This is a genomic window from Rhodococcus sp. Z13 (genome assembly GCF_025837095.1).
Taxonomy (GTDB): Bacteria; Actinomycetota; Actinomycetes; order Mycobacteriales; family Mycobacteriaceae; genus Rhodococcus; species Rhodococcus sacchari.
Genome location: NZ_CP107551.1, coordinates 3,306,882 through 3,324,658, shown reverse-complemented (window position 1 = coordinate 3,324,658; position 17,777 = coordinate 3,306,882). Strand labels below are relative to the sequence as shown.

General features: G+C 67.7%; 1 protein-coding gene and 2 pseudogenes. All 3 read left to right on the top strand.

Annotated elements, in window-relative coordinates; translation table 11 throughout:
- The first annotated feature begins 77 nt into the window (after positions 1-77).
- Positions 78-2,894, top strand: a complete 2,817-nt coding sequence (locus tag OED52_RS15310) for a condensation domain-containing protein (RefSeq protein ID WP_264151707.1) — start codon at positions 78-80, stop codon at positions 2,892-2,894.
- 200 nt (positions 2,895-3,094) lie between these two features.
- Positions 3,095-4,912, top strand: a pseudogene (locus OED52_RS20840) (non-ribosomal peptide synthetase); the annotation flags it as partial.
- A gap of 54 nt (positions 4,913-4,966) precedes the next feature.
- Positions 4,967-17,724 (top strand): annotated as a pseudogene (locus OED52_RS15305) (non-ribosomal peptide synthetase); the annotation flags it as partial.
- Between the last annotated feature and the right edge of the window lie 53 nt (positions 17,725-17,777).

Sequence of the window (17,777 nt, the reverse complement as noted above, 5' to 3'; positions counted from 1 at the left end):
GTGATGTACCGGACCGGGGATGTGGCGATGTGGAATGCCGATGGGCATCTCGAATATGTGGTCGGGCCGATTCGCAGGTGCAGTTGCGTGGTTTCCGTATCGAGCTCGGTGAGGTCGAGGCGGCGTTGCTGCAGGTCGAGGGTGTGGCGCAGTCGGTGGCTGCGGTGGTGGTCGACGAGCGGCTCGGTGAGCGGTTGGTCGGTTATGTGGTGCCGCGGACCGGTTGTGCGGTCGATGCGGCCGCGGCGATCGAGGCGTCGGGTCGGTTCCTGCCGGAGTACATGGTTCCGGATGCGGTGGTGGTGCTCGAGGCGTTGCCGTTGACGGCGAACGGCAAGTTGGATCGTCGGGCGTTGCCGGCGCCGGAGTTCACCAGTTCTTCGGAGTTCCGGGCGGTGTCGTCTCCGGTGGAGGAGATCGTTGCGGGTGTGTTCGCCGAGGTGCTCGGTGTGGAGCGGGTCGGTGCGGACGATTCGTTCTTCGCTCTCGGCGGCAACTCGCTGCTGGCGACCAAGGTCGCAGCACGCCTCGGTGCGGCGTTCGACACCAAGGTGCCCGTGCGGACACTGTTCGAAGCACCCACCGTCGAGCAGTTGGCGGTCGCGATCGGCACGGTCACGGAGACGGTGTCGCGCCCGCCGATCACGGCAGGGGACCGGCCGGAGCGTATCCCGCTGTCCCTGGCGCAGCAGCGGATGTGGTTCCTCAACCAGATGGACACCACGTCGCCGGTCTACAACATCCCGATGGCGCTGCGTCTGAAGGGTGCACTCGACCGGGATGCGATCGACGCCGCGGTCGCCGATCTGGTGGCACGGCACGAATCGCTGCGCACCCGCTACCCGAGCGATCAGGACGGCCCGTACCAGGAGGTTCTGGCGCCGGAGGAGGCCGGGCTGTCCGTCGGGCACGTCCGGGTCGACTCCGAATCGGACCTGTTCGAACAGGCGGCGACGATGCTGAACGAGGGCTTCGACGTCACGCAGCGTCCGCCGGTTCGGGTCCGCCTGTTCGAACTCGGCGCCGAGGACCACGTGCTGGCGTTCGTCGTGCACCACATCACCGCCGACGGTGAGTCGATGGCTCCCCTGGGACGGGACATGATGACGGCGTACCTGGCACGCACCCGGGATGCGGCGCCCGGCTGGAAGCCGTTGCCCGTCCAGTACGCGGACTATGCCCTGTGGCAGCGCACGGTGATGGGAGACGAGTCGGACGACGAGTCCCTGGTCGCCCGGCAGCTCGCCTACTGGCGGGACGCGCTCGCGGGGATGCCGCAGCAGATCGATCTGCCGACCGACCGTCCTCGTACGTCGAACCCGTCGCCGGCGGGTGGATCCGTCCGCTTCACCGTGGGTGCCGACGTCCAGGAACGGCTGACCGCACTCGCCCGGGCACACAACGCGACCCTGTTCATGGTCGTCCACAGTGCTCTCGCGGTGCTGGTCACGCGCCTCAGCGGTGCGCGGGACTTCGCGATCGGTACGCCGGTCGCAGGTCGCGGCATCTCCGAGCTCGACGACCTCGTCGGCATGTTCGTCAACACGTTGCCGCTCCGGACGAGTCTCGACCCGTCGCTTCCGTTCGCCGAACTGGTGGACCGGGTGCGCACGGCGGACCTGGAGGCACTCGACAACGCGGACCTGCCGTTCGAGCGGATCGTGGACGAGGTCGTACCGAAGGGCACGGCGGCGCCGCTGATCCAGGTGGTCCTGTCGGTCGAGCCCATGGGTCAGGCCGAGTTCACGTTGCCCGGCCTGACGATCGAACCGCTCCAGGGGGGCGCTCCGACCGCGAAGTTCGATCTGCAGCTCACTCTCGCCGACAACGGAAACGGATTCGTCGGGGAATGGATCTACGCAGCCGATCTGTTCGACCGGGCCACCGTCGAGAAGCTCTCCGACCGGTTCGTCCGCGTCCTCGACGCGGTCACGACCGACTCCTCGGTTCCGGTGGGTGACGTCGAGATCCTGTCGGACGAGGAACGCCGGGCTCTGACCTCGGGAGCAGCCGAACAGGAGACCGGTACCTCCGGCAGGTCCACCCGGGTGGTGTCCCAGCTGTTCACGGCCAACGTGGAGCAGGATCCGGAGGCTCCTGCGGTGTCGGTGGACGGCGACGAGGTCACCTACCGGGAGATCGACCGGAGGTCGTCGCAGATCGCGAGGCTGCTGATCGAGGAGGGGATCGGCACCGGCGATGTCGTCGGTGTGGTCCTGGACGGCTCCGTCGACGGCGTCTGCGCACTGTGGGCGGTCCTCAAGTCGGGCGCGGCCTTCCTCGTGCTCGATCCGTCGGGGGAGCCGCTCCCCGAGGCGACGCCCGCCGTGGAACTGGTCCTCTCGCGCGGTGCCGTGACCGGCCACCCCCGGATCCTCGATCTGACGGATCCGGCGGTCGAAGCCCGCGTCGACGAGGCGTCCGCCGCTCAGGTCACCTACACGGACCGACTGCGGGGACTGACGCCCGACGATCCGGCCTGGGTCCACGTGAGCGGCTCCCGGGTGGGTGTCGTGGATCACGGATCCCTGGCGGGGTGGCTGGAGAACAGTCAGGAACGCTTCGGTGTCACCTACGAGTCGAGGCTGTTCTACGGTGGGTCGGGCGAAGGCCACGGCAAGGCGCTCACCCCGTTGCTGGCCGGTGCCGCCGGTGCCGCCTATGTGACGACGGGTAACGGAAACGGATCCGGGGACGACCTCACGGATGTCCTCGCGGACGAGTGGGTCACTCACGCGGTCGTGGGGTCCGACGCACCCGGTAAGGTGGATACGACTTCGCTGGATGACCTGGAGTGTTTCATCGTGGAAGACACGGACACGCCGGCCGAGGACGGCAGCGGCGCGGTAGATGTCGTTGCTCTCGGCTCCTGGAGTGCGCACTTCGGGAAGTGAGTTCGGCGTGAGGTGGTACGGGCGATGCAGCGTACGTTGCATCGCCCGTACCACGTACCAGCGGTGCCAGGAGCGAGTCGAGGAAGTCCGCGCCGGCGTGGTAGGGGAGCGGCGAGGACGTTGCCCCGGAATGCGAAAGGGTGGTTCGCTTTGGTGAACGAGTTCGGGTCCGTCCTGTGCCGTGACGAGGTGGTGTCGGAATGACACCGCACGGAACCGATGCCCGGACCGGACGCGAAGGGCGCCGTCCCCGGCCGAACCGGCCACGGCGACAGGCCCGCACTCGCGCTCTGCTGCTGCCCCAGATCTTCGGCGCTGCGGTCGAGCGGTCCGCGACCGCCGTCGCGGTGCGCTTCGGTGGAGGATCGCTGACCTACGCCGAACTCGATGCGCGCTCCTCGAAGCTGGCCCGGCTGCTCATCCAGCGGGGAATCGGCCCCGAGGACCGGGTGGCGCTCGCCGTACCCCGGTCCTTCGAGTCGGTCGTCGCCGTATGGGCCGTCGCCAAATCCGGAGCGGCGTTCGTGCCCGTCGATCCGAAATACCCGGTCGACCGGGTCCGCTACATGGTCGAGGACTCACGTGCCGTCCTCGGGCTGACCGTGGGCGGTGTGGTCGAGAACCTGCCGTCCACCGTGGACTGGCTCGTCCTCGACGCGCCCGACGTCCTCGGTTCGCTCGAGGACGTTCCCGACCGGGCCGTCACCTACGACGAGCGCGTGCACACACTGCGCGCGGACCACCCGGCGTGGATCATCTACACCTCGGGATCGACCGGCAAGCCCAAGGGCGTCGTCGTGACCCATGCGGGTTTCGAGACCTTTCTGCCCGAACTGACCGATCGCATGCAGCTGACGCCGGAGGCGCGGGTCTCCCAGTTCGCCTCGCCCAGCTTCGACGCGTCGATGCTCGAGGTCCTCATGGCCGCCGCGAGCGGGTCGTGTCTCGTCGTCGTACCGCCCGAGGTCTACGGCGGCGACGAACTCGAGGCGCTCCTCGCCGCCGAGCGGGTCTCGCATTCCTTCTTCACCCCCTCGGTGCTCACCTCCCTCGATCCGCAGCGGCTGCCCGACCTGACGGTGCTCGGTGTCGGCGGCGAGGGGTTCTCGTCGGAACTGGTGGATCGGTGGGGTGCCGGCCGCCGGTTCGTGAACGTCTACGGACCCACCGAGTCCACGATCGCGACCAACCTCCAGCCACTGGAGGCGGGGGAGGGAACCCCCATCGGTCTGCCACTGCGGGGCATCAGGGCGTACGTGCTGGACGAACGGCTCTCTCCTGTCGCGGACGGCTCGGTCGGCGAGCTGTACGTCGCGGGTGGGCAGGTCGCACGCGGCTATCACGAGCGTCCCTCGCTGACCGCATCACGATTCGTCGCCAACCCGTTCCTGACCGAGGACGACGCCGGCCGCACGCTGTTCGGGCGCCTGTACAGGACGGGCGACCTGGCGCGCCGGAGTGCGGACGGAACCCTCACGATCGTCGGACGCAGCGACTTCCAGGTCAAGATCCGGGGTTTCCGCATCGAACTCGGGGAGATCGACGCCGTCCTGGCGGGACTCCCCGGGGTGTCCTTCGCGGTCACCCTCACCCGCCCCGGCCCCGGCGAGGACGACGTGCTCGTCTCCTACGTCCAGCCGGTCGCGGACACGACGATCGATCCGGATGATCTGCTCGACGCTGCGCGCAAAGCTCTTCCCCGCCACATGGTTCCGGCGACGATCGTCGTGCTGGACTCGATTCCGCTCACCCCCAACGGGAAGCTCGACCGGGACGCCCTGCCCGAACCGGTGTTCGAGGTGCGGGAGTTCCGGGCGCCGTCGACTCCGGCCGAGGAGACCGTGGCGGGCGTCTTCGCCGAGGTCCTCGGCGTGGACCGGGTCGGCGCCGACGACGACTTCTTCGACCTCGGCGGCAACTCATTGATCGCGACGCGCGTCGCAGCCCGCATCGGCGCGGCGACGAACACCACGGTGCCGGTACGGATGCTGTTCGAGGCATCGACCGTCTCGGGACTGGCCACCCTGCTCGACGAGCAGTCGGGGACGGGGACCCGGATCCCGCTGGCCCCTGTGCCGCGGCCCGAGCGGATCCCGTTGTCGCTTGCACAGCAACGGATCTGGTTCCTGAGCCGGTTCGACAGCGACTCGCCGGTGAACAACATCCCGCTGCCCGTCCGGTTGCCGGCAGACCTGCGTCCCGACGTGCTGGCCGCAGCGCTCCGCGACGTGCTCGCCCGTCACGAGGTTCTCCGCACGGTCTTCCCGGAGCAGGACGGCGTCGGCTGGCAGCAGGTGCTCGACATCGACGAGGTCGACCTGCGGCTCACGGTCGACGTGGTCACCGAGGAGGAGATGCACACCCGGTTGGTGCGCGCTGCCTCCACCGGATTCGACGTCACCACCGACATCCCGATCCGCGTCGAACTGCTGCGCCTGCCGGACGGGGAGCACGTGCTCGTCCTGGTTCTGCACCACATCGCGGCGGACGGCTCGTCGCTGGCGCCGTTCGTGCGGGACCTGCTCACCGCCTACACGGCGCGCAGTGCGGGGTCCGCTCCGGAGTGGTCCGAACTGCCGGTGCAGTACGCCGACTACACGCTCTGGCAGCGGACGGTGCTCGGCGACGAGTCCGATCCGACCAGCCTCATCGCGTCGCAGGTCGGTTACTGGCGCACGACACTGGACGGGCTTCCGGAACAGATCGCACTGCCGTTCGACCGGCCGCGTCCGCAGACCCCCTCGTACCGGGGTGCGGTCCATCGCTCGGTTCTGGACGGGGACGTCCACGTCGCTCTCGCGGAACTCGCCCGGACACAGGGTGTCTCGCTGTTCATGCTGGTACACGCCCTCTACGCGGTCACGTTGTGGCGGTTGTCGGGCGAACAGGACGTGGTTGTCGGCAGCCCGATCGCCGGTCGTGGCGAGGAAGCGCTGGACGATCTGGTGGGCATGTTCGTCAACACCCTCGTCCTGCGTACCCGCATCGACCCGAACACACCGTTCACCGAATTCCTGCAGCAGGTCCAGCACGTCGACCTCGAGGCGTTCGAGAACGCCGACGTCCCGTTCGAACGTCTGGTGGAGGTCCTCGATCCGGCGCGGGCCACCGACCGGCACCCCCTGTTCCAGGTGGCGCTGTTCTTCCAGAACTTCGCGGAGCCGAACGCCGCATCCGGGGTGGATGCCGTCGACGCGGGATTCGTCGTCTCCAAGTTCGACCTTCAGCTCAACATCGTGTCGCAGGGGAACGACGACGCTCCCCTCGACGTCAGCTGGCAGTACGCCGTCGATCTCTTCGAACACGGAACCGTCGAAGCGTTCGCTCGGCGATTCGAGACCGTACTGCGCTCTGCGCTCGGCAACCCGGAGCAGGCGATCGGCGACCTCGAGTTCATGGAGGACGACGAACGTCGTGCGATCCTGAGCGACTGGAATGCCACCGATGCGGACGGTATCGGTGGGGGATTGTTGCTCGACGAGTTCTTCGAGCAGGTTCGGCGGTCGCCGGATGCGCCTGCGGTGGTGTTCGAGGATGAGTCCCTGACCTACGGCGAGTTCGCTTCTCGGGTGAATCGCCTTGCACGACATCTGATTTCTCAGGGCGTGGGCCCGGAGTCCCGTGTGGTGCTCGCGTTGGGCCGATCGCTGGATCTGGTGGTGGCGATGTATGCGGTCGTCGCTGCCGGCGGTGCGTACGTGCCGATCGATCCGGAGCATCCGGTCGAGCGCAATCGGTACATCCTGGAGACCGCCGGTCCGGTGCTGGTGCTGTCCCGTGCGAGTGATGCGGTGGCGGTGCCGTCGGAGTGGTCGGCTCGGACGCTCGTGGTCGACGAGCTCGATCTGTCGGGTGTGCCGGATGAGCCGTTGGCGGATGCGGAGCGGATCGCGCCGGTGCGGCCGGGTAACACCGCGTACGTGATCTTCACCTCGGGGTCGACGGGCCGGCCCAAGGGTGTGGCGGTGCCGCACGAGGCGATCGTCAACCAGATGGCCTGGATGCAGCACGAGTACCGGTTGACGCCGGAGGACGTGTATCTGCAGAAGACCGCGACCACGTTCGACGTGTCGTTGTGGGGTTATTTCCTTCCGCTGCGGGTCGGTGCGACCCTGGTGGTGACGACGCCGGACGGGCATCGTGATCCGGCCTACCTGGCCCGTCTCGTCGAGACGCACGCGGTGACGGTGACCGACTTCGTTCCGTCGATGCTGTCGATGTTCGCGCAGGCGGTGCCGGCCGGTGCGCTCGGGACGGTGCGGGACGTGTTCGTCATCGGTGAGGCGTTGCCGGTGCAGACGGTGCGTCAGGTGCGCCGGCTCGGTCGCACGCGAGTGCACAATCTGTACGGTCCGACCGAGGCTGCGGTGTCGTTCACCTATGCGGACGTGACCGGGGCGGATGCGGGGGCGTCGGCGTCGATCGGTGTGCCGCAGTGGAATTGCCGTGTGTACGTGCTGGATTCCCGTCTGAATCCGACGGTGCCGGGTGCTCCGGGTGAGTTGTATCTGGCGGGCGTGCAGTTGGCGCGTGGTTATCTGAACCGGCCGGATCTGGCGGCGGATCGTTTCGTGGCGAATCCGTTCGGTGCTCCGGGTGAGCGCATGTACCGCACCGGGGATCTGGTGCGGTGGGCCGCCGACGGGACGCTCGAATACATCGGCCGTACCGATTTCCAGGTCAAGTTCCGTGGTCAGCGGATCGAGCTGGGAGAGATCGAGGCGGCTGTGGTCGCTCATCCTGCGGTGTCGCAGGCGGCGGTGGAAGTGGTGTCGTCACCGGTCGGTGATCGTCTGGTGGCCTACGTGGTGTTCGGGTCCGATGGCTCGGTGCCGGTGGAGGAACTGACCGAGGCCGTCGGTGCGTCGCTGCCGCGGTACATGGTGCCGGAGCAGTTCGTGGTGCTCGACGAGTTCCCGCTCAATGCGTCGGGCAAGCTGGACCGGAAGGCGTTGCCGGATCCGGTGTTCGAGGTTCGGGAGTTCCGGGCGCCATCGACGCCGGTCGAGGAGACGGTGGCGGGTGTGTTCGCCGAGGTGCTCGGGGTCGAGCGGGTCGGTGCGGACGACGATTTCTTCGCTCTGGGTGGTAACTCGCTGGTCGCGATGCGGTTGACGGCACGGCTGGGTGCGGCGTTGGACACGGCGGTGCCGGTGCGGTTGTTGTTCGAGGCGTCGACGGTGTCGGCGTTGGCGGCTCGGGTCGAATCCGAGATCGGAGCCGGCAAGCGCGCGGAGCTGGTCGCGCGTCCGCGTCCCGAGCACGTGCCGCTGTCCCTGGCTCAGCAGCGGATGTGGTTCCTCAACCGGTTCGACCCGGAGTCGACCGCCTACAACCTGCCGGTCGCCATCCGGTTGTCGGGACGCCTGAACGTGAAGGCGCTGCAGGAGGCCGTCACCGACGTGCTGGCCCGGCACGAGTCGTTGCGCACCGTGTATCCGGAGATCGACGGTGTCGGCTACCAGAAGGTGCTGCCGGCATCCGACGTGCGAGTGGTCGTCACCCCGGAGAAGACTTCGGAAGCCGAGATCGCCGAACGTGTCGCGGAGGTCCTGTCCGCAGGATTCGACGTGAGTACCGAGGTGCCCTTCCGTATTCGGCTGTTCGAGCCGGCTCCCGACGAGTACGTCCTCGTCGCGGTCGTGCACCACATCGCCGCCGACGGCTCGTCCATGGCGCCGTTCACGCGCGACCTCGTGCAGGCCTACGAGGCGAGGTCCCGTGGGGACCTGCCCCAGTGGTCGCCCCTGCCGGTCCAGTACGCGGACTTCGCGCTCTGGCAGCGGGAGGTGCTCGGCGATCCCTCCGATCCGGATTCGCTGATGGCCCAGCAGATCTCGTTCTGGAAGGAGACGCTCGCCGACCTCCCCGATCTGCTGGAACTGCCGACGGATCGCCCGCGACCCGCCGTCCAGTCCTTCGCGGGCGGCAGCGTCCCCGTAGCTGTGACACCCGACCTGCACCGCTCGCTCGTGCGGGTCGCGTCGCGCACGAACACGACCCTCTTCATGGTCGTCCAGGCGACGTGGGCCGCCCTGCTGGCCCGGTTGTCGGGATCCGACGACGTGGCCGTCGGCACTCCGATCGCAGGCCGGGGCGAGGCCGTGCTCGACGACGTGGTCGGTCAGTTCGCCAACACTCTGGTCCTTCGCAGCCGGATCCGGGGCGACGAGCGATTCGACGAACTGCTGACCCGAACCCGGGAGGTCGACCTCGCGGCGTTCGCGAACGCCGATGTGCCGTTCGAACAGCTGGTCGAGGCCCTCGACCCGGTGCGGACGACCGCTCACCACCCCTTGGTGCAGGTGGGGCTGTCGTTCCAGAACACCGAGAAGGCGACTCTGGCTCTTCCGGGACTGACGATCTCCGGAGTGGAGTTCGACAATCCGAACTCGCAGTACGACCTGCATCTGATCGTCAGCGACTCCTACGGTGAGGACGGCGAGCCGCAGGGGCTCGGCGGGGTGCTCACCTATGCCTCGGCGCTGTTCGACGAGTCCACCGTGCGCGGGATCGTCGAGCGCCTGGTACGGCTCCTCGAGGCCGTGGCGGACGACACGTCCCTCTCCGTCGGTGACCTGCCGGTGCTCACCTCGGCCGAACGGTCGGCGGTCATCTCCGTCGGACACGGCGAGGAGCGGACGGTACCCGCGACCACCCTGCCGGCACTGTTCGCCGAACAGGTCGAGCGGGCCCCCGGCGCGATCGCGCTGGTCTCCGAGGACGAGTCCTTGACCTACGGTGGGTTCGCATCTCGCGTGAACCGTCTCGCGCGGTACCTGATCGCGAAGGGCGTCGGGCCGGAAGCCCGGGTGGGCCTGGCCATCTGCCGTTCGGTGGACCTGCTGGTGGGCATGTACGCCATCTCGACGGCCGGTGGAGCGTACGTGCCGATCGACCCAGACCACCCCGCCGACCGCAACGACTACATCCTCGCGGCGGCGCAGCCGGTCCTGGTCCTGACAACCACCCGCGATGCATCCGATCTGCCGGTCGTGGCCGGCGTCGAGGTCGTCTCGATCGACGGACCCGCCTTCGCGGAACACTCGGATGCGCCGCTGTCCGACGAGGAGCGGCTCCTGCCGTTGCGGCCGGAGAACACCGCGTACGTGTTGTTCACGTCGGGGTCGACGGGTCGGCCGAAGGGCGTCTCGGTACCGCACTCCGCGGTGGTCAATCAGCTCGTCTGGAAGAGCACCTTCTTCGGTCTCGATGCGTCGGATGCGGCGCTGCTGAAGACCGCGGCGACCTTCGACCTGTCGGTCTGGGAGTTCTGGGGCGCCCTCGTGTCGGGAGGCCGGCTCGTGATCGCACGGCCCGGCGGGCAGCAGGATCCGGACTACCTCTCGGACCTTCTGGACGCGCAGGCCGTGACGGTGCTGCATGCGGTGCCCTCCACCCTGGAGGCGTTGCTCGCCGTGGGCGATCGACGGCTGCCGGACGCCGTGCGACTCGTTCTGGCGATCGGCGAGGCCCTGCCCGCCGAGTTGGCGCAGCGCCTGCGGGCGAACTCCCGCGCGGACGTCCACAACCTGTACGGGCCCACCGAGGCTGCCGTCTCCGTGACGGCACATCGTGTCGGCGACGCCGATGACAGGTCGGTTCCGATCGGTACGGCCGAATGGAACACCGACCTGCTGGTGCTCGACACCCGGCTGCATCCGGTCCCCGTCGGAGTCGTGGGCGAGCTGTATCTGTCCGGGGCCCAGCTGGCCCGCGGATACCACGACCGTGCCGATCTGACCGCGGATCGATTCGTCGCGTCTCCCTTCGGGACCGGCACCCGGATGTACCGGACGGGCGACCTCGTGCGGTGGACGGAAACCGGTGAAGGCCCGGAACTCGAATACGTCGGACGTGCCGATTTCCAGGTCAAGATTCGCGGTTTCCGGATCGAGCTCGGCGAGATCGAGGAAGCACTGAGAGCGCTCGCCGACGTTGCCCGGGCAGCAGTGGTCGTGCACGACTCCGCTCGCACGGGTCAGCAACTGGTGGCGTACATCGTTCCGCAAGATGCCGCCGCGTTCGATCCCGCCGGGGTCAGGGAGGCCCTGACGACACGGTTGCCGTCGCACATGATGCCGTCGGCGTTCGTGACCATGGACGAGCTGCCGCTGAACGTCAACGGCAAACTGGATCGTCGCGCGTTGCCGGAACCGGTGTTCGAAACCCGGCAGTACCGGGCGCCGTCGACGCCGATCGAGGAGATCGTGGCGGGTGTGTTCGCCGAACTCCTCGGCGTAGAGCGGGTCGGTGCGGACGACGACTTCTTCGCGCTCGGCGGCAACTCTCTGATCGCGACGCGGGTGGCTGCCCGGTTGGGAACGGCGTTGGAGACGTCGGTGCCGGTGCGGGTGTTGTTCGAGGCTTCGACGGTGTCGGCGTTGGCTGCGCGGATCGAGCAGCTCGACACCGCCGGTCGTGCTCCGCTGGTGGCGCAGGAGCGTCCGGAGCGGGTGCCGTTGTCGTTGGCGCAGCAGCGCATGTGGTTCCTCAACCGGTTCGAGCCCGAGTCGGCGGTGAACAACATTCCGGTGGCGATCCGGTTGTCGGGCAACCTGGATGTGGCGGCGCTGCAGGCGGCGGTGGCCGATGTGCTCGCCCGGCACGAGTCGTTGCGTACCGTGTACCCCGAACTCGACGGTGTCGGTTACCAGCAGGTGCTGCCGGCGGCGGAGGTGGTGCCGGATCTGACTCCGGTGCCGGTGGCCGAGGAGGATCTGTTCGCCGAGGCGGCGGCGGTCGTCGGGGTCGGTTTCGATGTGACCGTCGAGGTGCCGTTCCGGGTGCGGTTGTTCGCGGTGTCGGAGTCCGAGCATGTGCTGGTGCTGGTGGTGCATCACATTGCGGCGGATGGTTTCTCGATGGGGCCGCTCACGCGGGACCTCGTCACGGCCTACGCGTCTCGGGTTGCCGGTGAGGCCCCGGCGTGGGCGCCGCTCGAGGTGCAGTATGCCGATTTCGCGATCTGGCAGCGTGAGGTGCTCGGTAGCGAGGACGATCCGCAGTCGCTGATCTCGGCGCAGATCGGGTTCTGGACGAAGACTCTGGCGGGTGTGCCGGAGCAGCTGGATCTGCCGGCGGATCGGCCGCGTCCACGGGTGATGTCGCATCGGGGTGCGTCGCACCGGTTCACCATCGACCCCGGACTCCGCTCTGCCGTGACCGATCTCGCGCATCGGACGTCGGCGACCGAGTTCATGGTCGTCCATGCCGCGTTGTCGGTGCTGCTGGCCCGGTTGGCGAACGCCGACGACATTGCGATCGGCACCCCGGTGGCCGGTCGTGGTGAGGCCGCGTTGGACGACCTGGTGGGTATGTTCGTCAACACTCTCGTTCTGCGGACGCAGGTCGATGCGGGTGAGTCGTTCGAGGGTCTGTTGTCGCGGGTGCGGGGTGCGGATCTCGAGGCCTTCGGGCATGCGGATGTGCCGTTCGAGCGTCTGGTGGAGATCCTCGATCCGGAGCGGTCGCAGGCGCGGACCCCGTTGTTCCAGGTGATGCTGGCATTCCAGAACCTGGGACAGTCGGAACTGGAGTTGCCGGGTCTGACGGTTGCGGGTGTGGACGTGGAGACGACCACCGCCAAGTTCGATCTGCAGGTCACGGTGGCCGACGCCGGCGACGGTTACCTCGTGGACCTGAACTATGCGACGGACCTGTTCGACGCCGAGACGATGGAAACCTTTGCCGACCGGTTCACCCGTGTTCTCGGTGCAGCCGTCGCCGATCCTGCTGTGCCGGTGGGTGAGGTGGATCTGCTCGATGAGGTCGAGCGGTCGCGGGTGCTCGAGGTGTGGAACGACACGGCGCGTGTGGTCGATGGTCCGGGTTCGTTGCCGGGGGTGTTCGTCGAGCAGGTGCGGCGGTCGCCGGATGCGGTTGCGGTGGTGTTCGAGGGTGAGTCGCTGACCTATGGTGAGTTCGCGTCTCGGGTGAATCGTCTTGCGCGGCATCTGATTTCTCTGGGTGTGGGTCCGGAGTCGACGGTGGCGTTGGCGATGCGCCGGTCGACGGAGTTGCTGGTGGGTATGTATGCGGTGCTCGCCGCCGGTGGTGCGTATGTGCCGATCGATCCGGATCAGCCGGATGAGCGCAACGGGTACATTCTCGAGGTCGCCGAGCCGGTGGTGGTGTTGACCACCGAGCGTGACGGTGTGGTGGTGCCGGGGCAGGGGTCTGTCCCGAGTGTGGCGATCGATTCGCTGGATCTGTCGGCGGTGTCCGATGCGGTGGTGTCGGATGCGGATCGGGTGGCTGCGTTGCGGTCGGGCAATACGGCGTATGTGATCTTCACGTCGGGGTCGACGGTCGGCCGAAGGGTGTGGCGGTGTCGCACGGGTCGGTGGTGAATCAGATCCGGTGGATCACTGCGGAGTACGGGTTCGGTCCCGGTGATGTGGTGTTGCAGAAGACGCCGTTCACGTTCGATGTGTCGGTGTGGGAGTTGTTCGGCACGTTGGCGGTGGGTGCGTCGTTGGTGGTGGCGGCGCCGGACGGGCATCGGGATCCGGTGTATCTGGGTCGGGTGATCCGGGAGCGTGGGGTGACGGCGACGTCGTTCGTGCCGTCGATGTTGGCGGTGTTCGCGACGTCGGTCTCGCGTGAGGACTGTGTGTCGTTGCGGACGGTGCTCGTGGCCGGTGAGGCGTTCCCGATGTCGGTGGCCGAGCAGTTCGCTCGTGTCTCGGATGCGGAGCTGCACAATTTGTACGGGCCGACGGAGGCGACGGTGCATGCGACTGCGCGTGCGGTTGCCGGTGTCGTGGGTGGTTCGGTGCCGATGGGTGTGCCGGTGTGGAATACCGGGGCGTATGTGCTCGATGGGCGGTTGCGGCCGGTTCCGGTGGGTGTGACGGGTGAGTTGTATCTGTCGGGTGTGCAGTTGGCCCGGGGGTATGTGGCGCGGCCGGATCTGACGGCGGAGCGGTTCGTGGCGTCGCCGTTCGGTTCGGGGGAGCGGTTGTATCGCACGGGTGATCTGGTGCGGTGGACCGGTGATGGCGAGCTCGAGTACATCGGGCGGACGGACTTCCAGGTGAAGTTGCGTGGTCTGCGGATCGAGCTCGGCGAGATCGAGACCGCTCTGCTCGAGCACACGGCCGTGTCTCAGGTGGTGGCAGCTGTTCGTCGGGATCAGCTGATCGCGTACGTCGTTCCCGCTCCGGATCAGACCTTCGATCGGGCGACTGCGCAGTCGGTGCTCGGTGCGTCTCTGCCGCGGTACATGGTGCCGGAGCAGTTCGTGGTGCTCGACGAGTTCCCGCTCAATGCGTCGGGCAAGCTGGATCGGAAGGCGTTGCCGGATCCGGTGTTCGAGGTTCGGGAGTTCCGGGCGCCGTCGACGCCGGTCGAGGAGACGGTGGCGGGTGTGTTCGCCGAGGTGCTCGGGGTCGAGCGGGTCGGTGTGGACGACGATTTCTTCGCTCTGGGTGGTAACTCGCTGGTCGCGATGCGGTTGACGGCGCGGCTGGGTGCGGCGTTGGACACGGCGGTGCCGGTGCGGTTGTTGTTCGAGGCGTCGACGGTGTCGGCGTTGGCGGCTCGGGTCGAATCCGAGATCGGAGCCGGCGGGCATATGTCGCTGACGGACTGGCAGGAAACGGACGGGACTCCGGCGACGCTGGCCCAGGTGGAATCCGGGTTGGTGCAACTGGTGGAACCGGTGCCTGCGGAGACCGTGGAACTGCCGTCGGTACCGGTCCATCCGGAATTCGCATTGCTGTCGTTGGCGCAGCAGCGCATGTGGTTCCTCAACCGGCTGAACCCGGAGTCTGCAGCGAACAACATCCCGGTGGCGATCCGGTTGTCGGGCAACCTGGATGTGGCGGCGCTGCAGGCGGCGGTGGCCGATGTGCTCGCCCGGCAGGAGTCGTTGCGTACCGTGTACCCCGAACTCGACGGTGTCGGTTACCAGCAGGTGTTGCCGGCGGCGGAGGTGGTGCCGGATCTGACTCCGGTGCCGGTGGCCGAGGAGGATCTGTTCGCCGAGGCGGCGGCGGTCGTCGGGGTCGGTTTCGATGTGACCGTCGAGGTGCCGTTCCGGGTGCGGTTGTTCGCGGTGTCGGAGTCCGAGCATGTGCTGGTGCTGGTGGTGCATCACATTGCGGCGGATGGTTTCTCGATGGGGCCGCTCACGCGGGACCTCGTCACGGCCTACGCGTCTCGGGTTGCCGGTGAGGCCCCGGCGTGGGCGCCGCTCGAGGTGCAGTATGCCGATTTCGCGATCTGGCAGCGTGAGGTGCTCGGTAGCGAGGACGATCCGCAGTCGCTGATCTCGGCGCAGATCGGGTTCTGGACGAAGACTCTGGCGGGTGTGCCGGATCGGCTCGATCTGCCGGCGGATCGGCCGCGTCCACGGGTGATGTCGCATCGGGGTGCGTCGCACCGGTTCACCATCGACCCCGGACTCCGCTCTGCCGTGACCGATCTCGCGCATCGGACGTCGGCGACCGAGTTCATGGTCGTCCATGCCGCGTTGTCGGTGCTGCTGGCCCGGTTGGCGAACGCCGACGACATTGCGATCGGCACCCCGGTGGCCGGTCGTGGTGAGGCCGCGTTGGACGACCTGGTGGGTATGTTCGTCAACACTCTCGTTCTGCGGACGCAGGTCGATGCGGGTGAGTCGTTCGAGGGTCTGTTGTCGCGGGTGCGGGGTGCGGATCTCGAGGCCTTCGGGCATGCGGATGTGCCGTTCGAGCGTCTGGTGGAGATCCTCGATCCGGAGCGGTCGCAGGCGCGGACCCCGTTGTTCCAGGTGATGCTGGCATTCCAGAATCTGGGACAGTCGGCTCTGGAACTTCCGGGGTTGACCGTCAGCGGCGTGGATGTGGATACCGCCACCGCCAAGTTCGACCTGTCGTGGACGTTCGTCGAGGGGTCCGGCGGGGCATATCTCGTCGACCTGAACTATGCGACGGATCTGTTCGACGAGGACACGGTGGTGTCGTTCGCGGAGCGGTTCGTGCGGGTGCTCGAAGCCGTGACATCCGAACCGTCGGCCGTGGTCGGGGATATCGAGATCCTCGGCGATGCCGAGCGGTCGCGGGTGCTCGAGACGTGGAATGCCACCGATGCGGACGGTATCGGTGGGGGGTTGTTGCTCGACGAGTTCTTCGAGCAGGTTCGGCGGTCGCCGGATGCGGTTGCGGTGGTGTTCGAGGGTGAGTCGCTGACCTATGGTGAGTTCGCGTCTCGGGTGAATCGTCTTGCGCGGCATCTGATTTCTCTGGGTGTGGGTCCGGAGTCGACGGTGGCGTTGGCGATGCGCCGGTCGACGGAGTTGCTGGTGGGTATGTATGCGGTGCTCGCCGCCGGTGGTGCGTATGTGCCGATCGATCCGGATCAGCCGGCCGAGCGCAATGCGTATCTGTTCGAGGTTGCTGCTCCGGCGGTGGTGTTGACCACCGAGCGTGACGGTGTGGCGGTGCCGGGGCAGGGGTCTGTCCCGGGTGTGGCGATCGATTCGCTGGATCTGTCGGCGGTGTCGGCCGAGGCGGTGACCGATGTCGATCGGATCGCGCCGTTGCGTGCGGAGAACACCGCGTACGTGTTGTTCACGTCGGGGTCGACGGGTCGGCCGAAGGGTGTGGCGGTGCCGCATGCGTCGGTGGTGAATCTGCTGGCGTGGGCGCAGGCGACCTATCCGTTGTCGCAGATCGATGCGGTGTTGCACAAGGCGCCGATCACGTTCGATGCGTCGGTGTGGGAGTTGTTCTGGCCGTTGCAGGTCGGTGCCCGGTTGGTGGTGGCGGCGCCGGAGGGGCATCGGGATCCGGTGTATCTGGCGCGGGTGATCGCCGAGCAGTCGGTCACGTGGGTGCAGTTCGTGCCGTCGTTGCTCGATGTGTTCGTCGCCGAGGTGGATCCGGTGGCGTGCGGCAGTGTGCGGTGGGTCTTCGCCGGTGGTGAGGAGTTGCCGGCGGCGACTGCGGTGCGGGTTCGTCGGGTGCTGCCTGCTGCGCGTGTGGTGAATGTGTACGGTCCGGCCGAGTCGACGGTCAATGCCACCTTCTTCGAGGTGCCGGGTGCGGTCGAGGGGACGAGTGTGCCCATCGGCTCTCCGGTGTCGGGTGTGCGTGCCTGTGTGCTCGATGGGCGTCTGCATCCGGTGCCGGTGGGTGTGGTCGGTGAGTTGTATCTGGCCGGTGTGCAGCTCGCTCGGGGTTATCACGGGCGGGCGGGGTTGACGGCGGAGCGGTTCGTCGCCGATCCGTTCGGTGCGGGGGAGCGGTTGTATCGCACCGGTGATCTGGTGGTGCGGCGTGCCGATGGTGTGTTGCGGTATGTGGGGCGTGCGGACTTCCAGGTGAAGTTGCGTGGTCAGCGTCTCGAGCTCGGTGAGGTCGAGGCGGTGTTGCGTGGGCAGCCGGGTGTCGAGGTCGTGGTGGCGGTGGTGCATCGGGATGCGGTGCGTGGTGAGCAGTTGGTGGCCTATGTGGTGCCGGCTGCCGGTGCTGTGGTCGATGTGGATGCGGTGCGCTCTGCTGTGGCGGGGTCGTTGCCGAGTTACATGGTGCCGTCGGTGTTGGTGGTGCTCGAGGAGTTGCCGCTCAATGCGTCGGGCAAGGTGGATCGGCGGGCGTTGCCGGAGCCGGTGTTCGAGGTGCGGGAGTTCCGGGCGCCGTCGACGCCGGTCGAGGAGATCGTGGCGGGTGTGTTCGCCGAGGTGCTCGGGGTCGAGCGGGTCGGTGCGGACGATGATTTCTTCGCTCTCGGCGGCAACTCGCTGCTGGCGGTGCGCCTGGTGTCGACCCTGGAACGCAAACTGGCAGTTCCCGTTCCGGTCGGAGACATCTTCCGTGTCAGCGACGTCGCGGGACTCGCCGCAGAACTCGAAGGACGCAGACGAGTGTCCGCGGTCGTCGGTGCTACGGAAGCCCT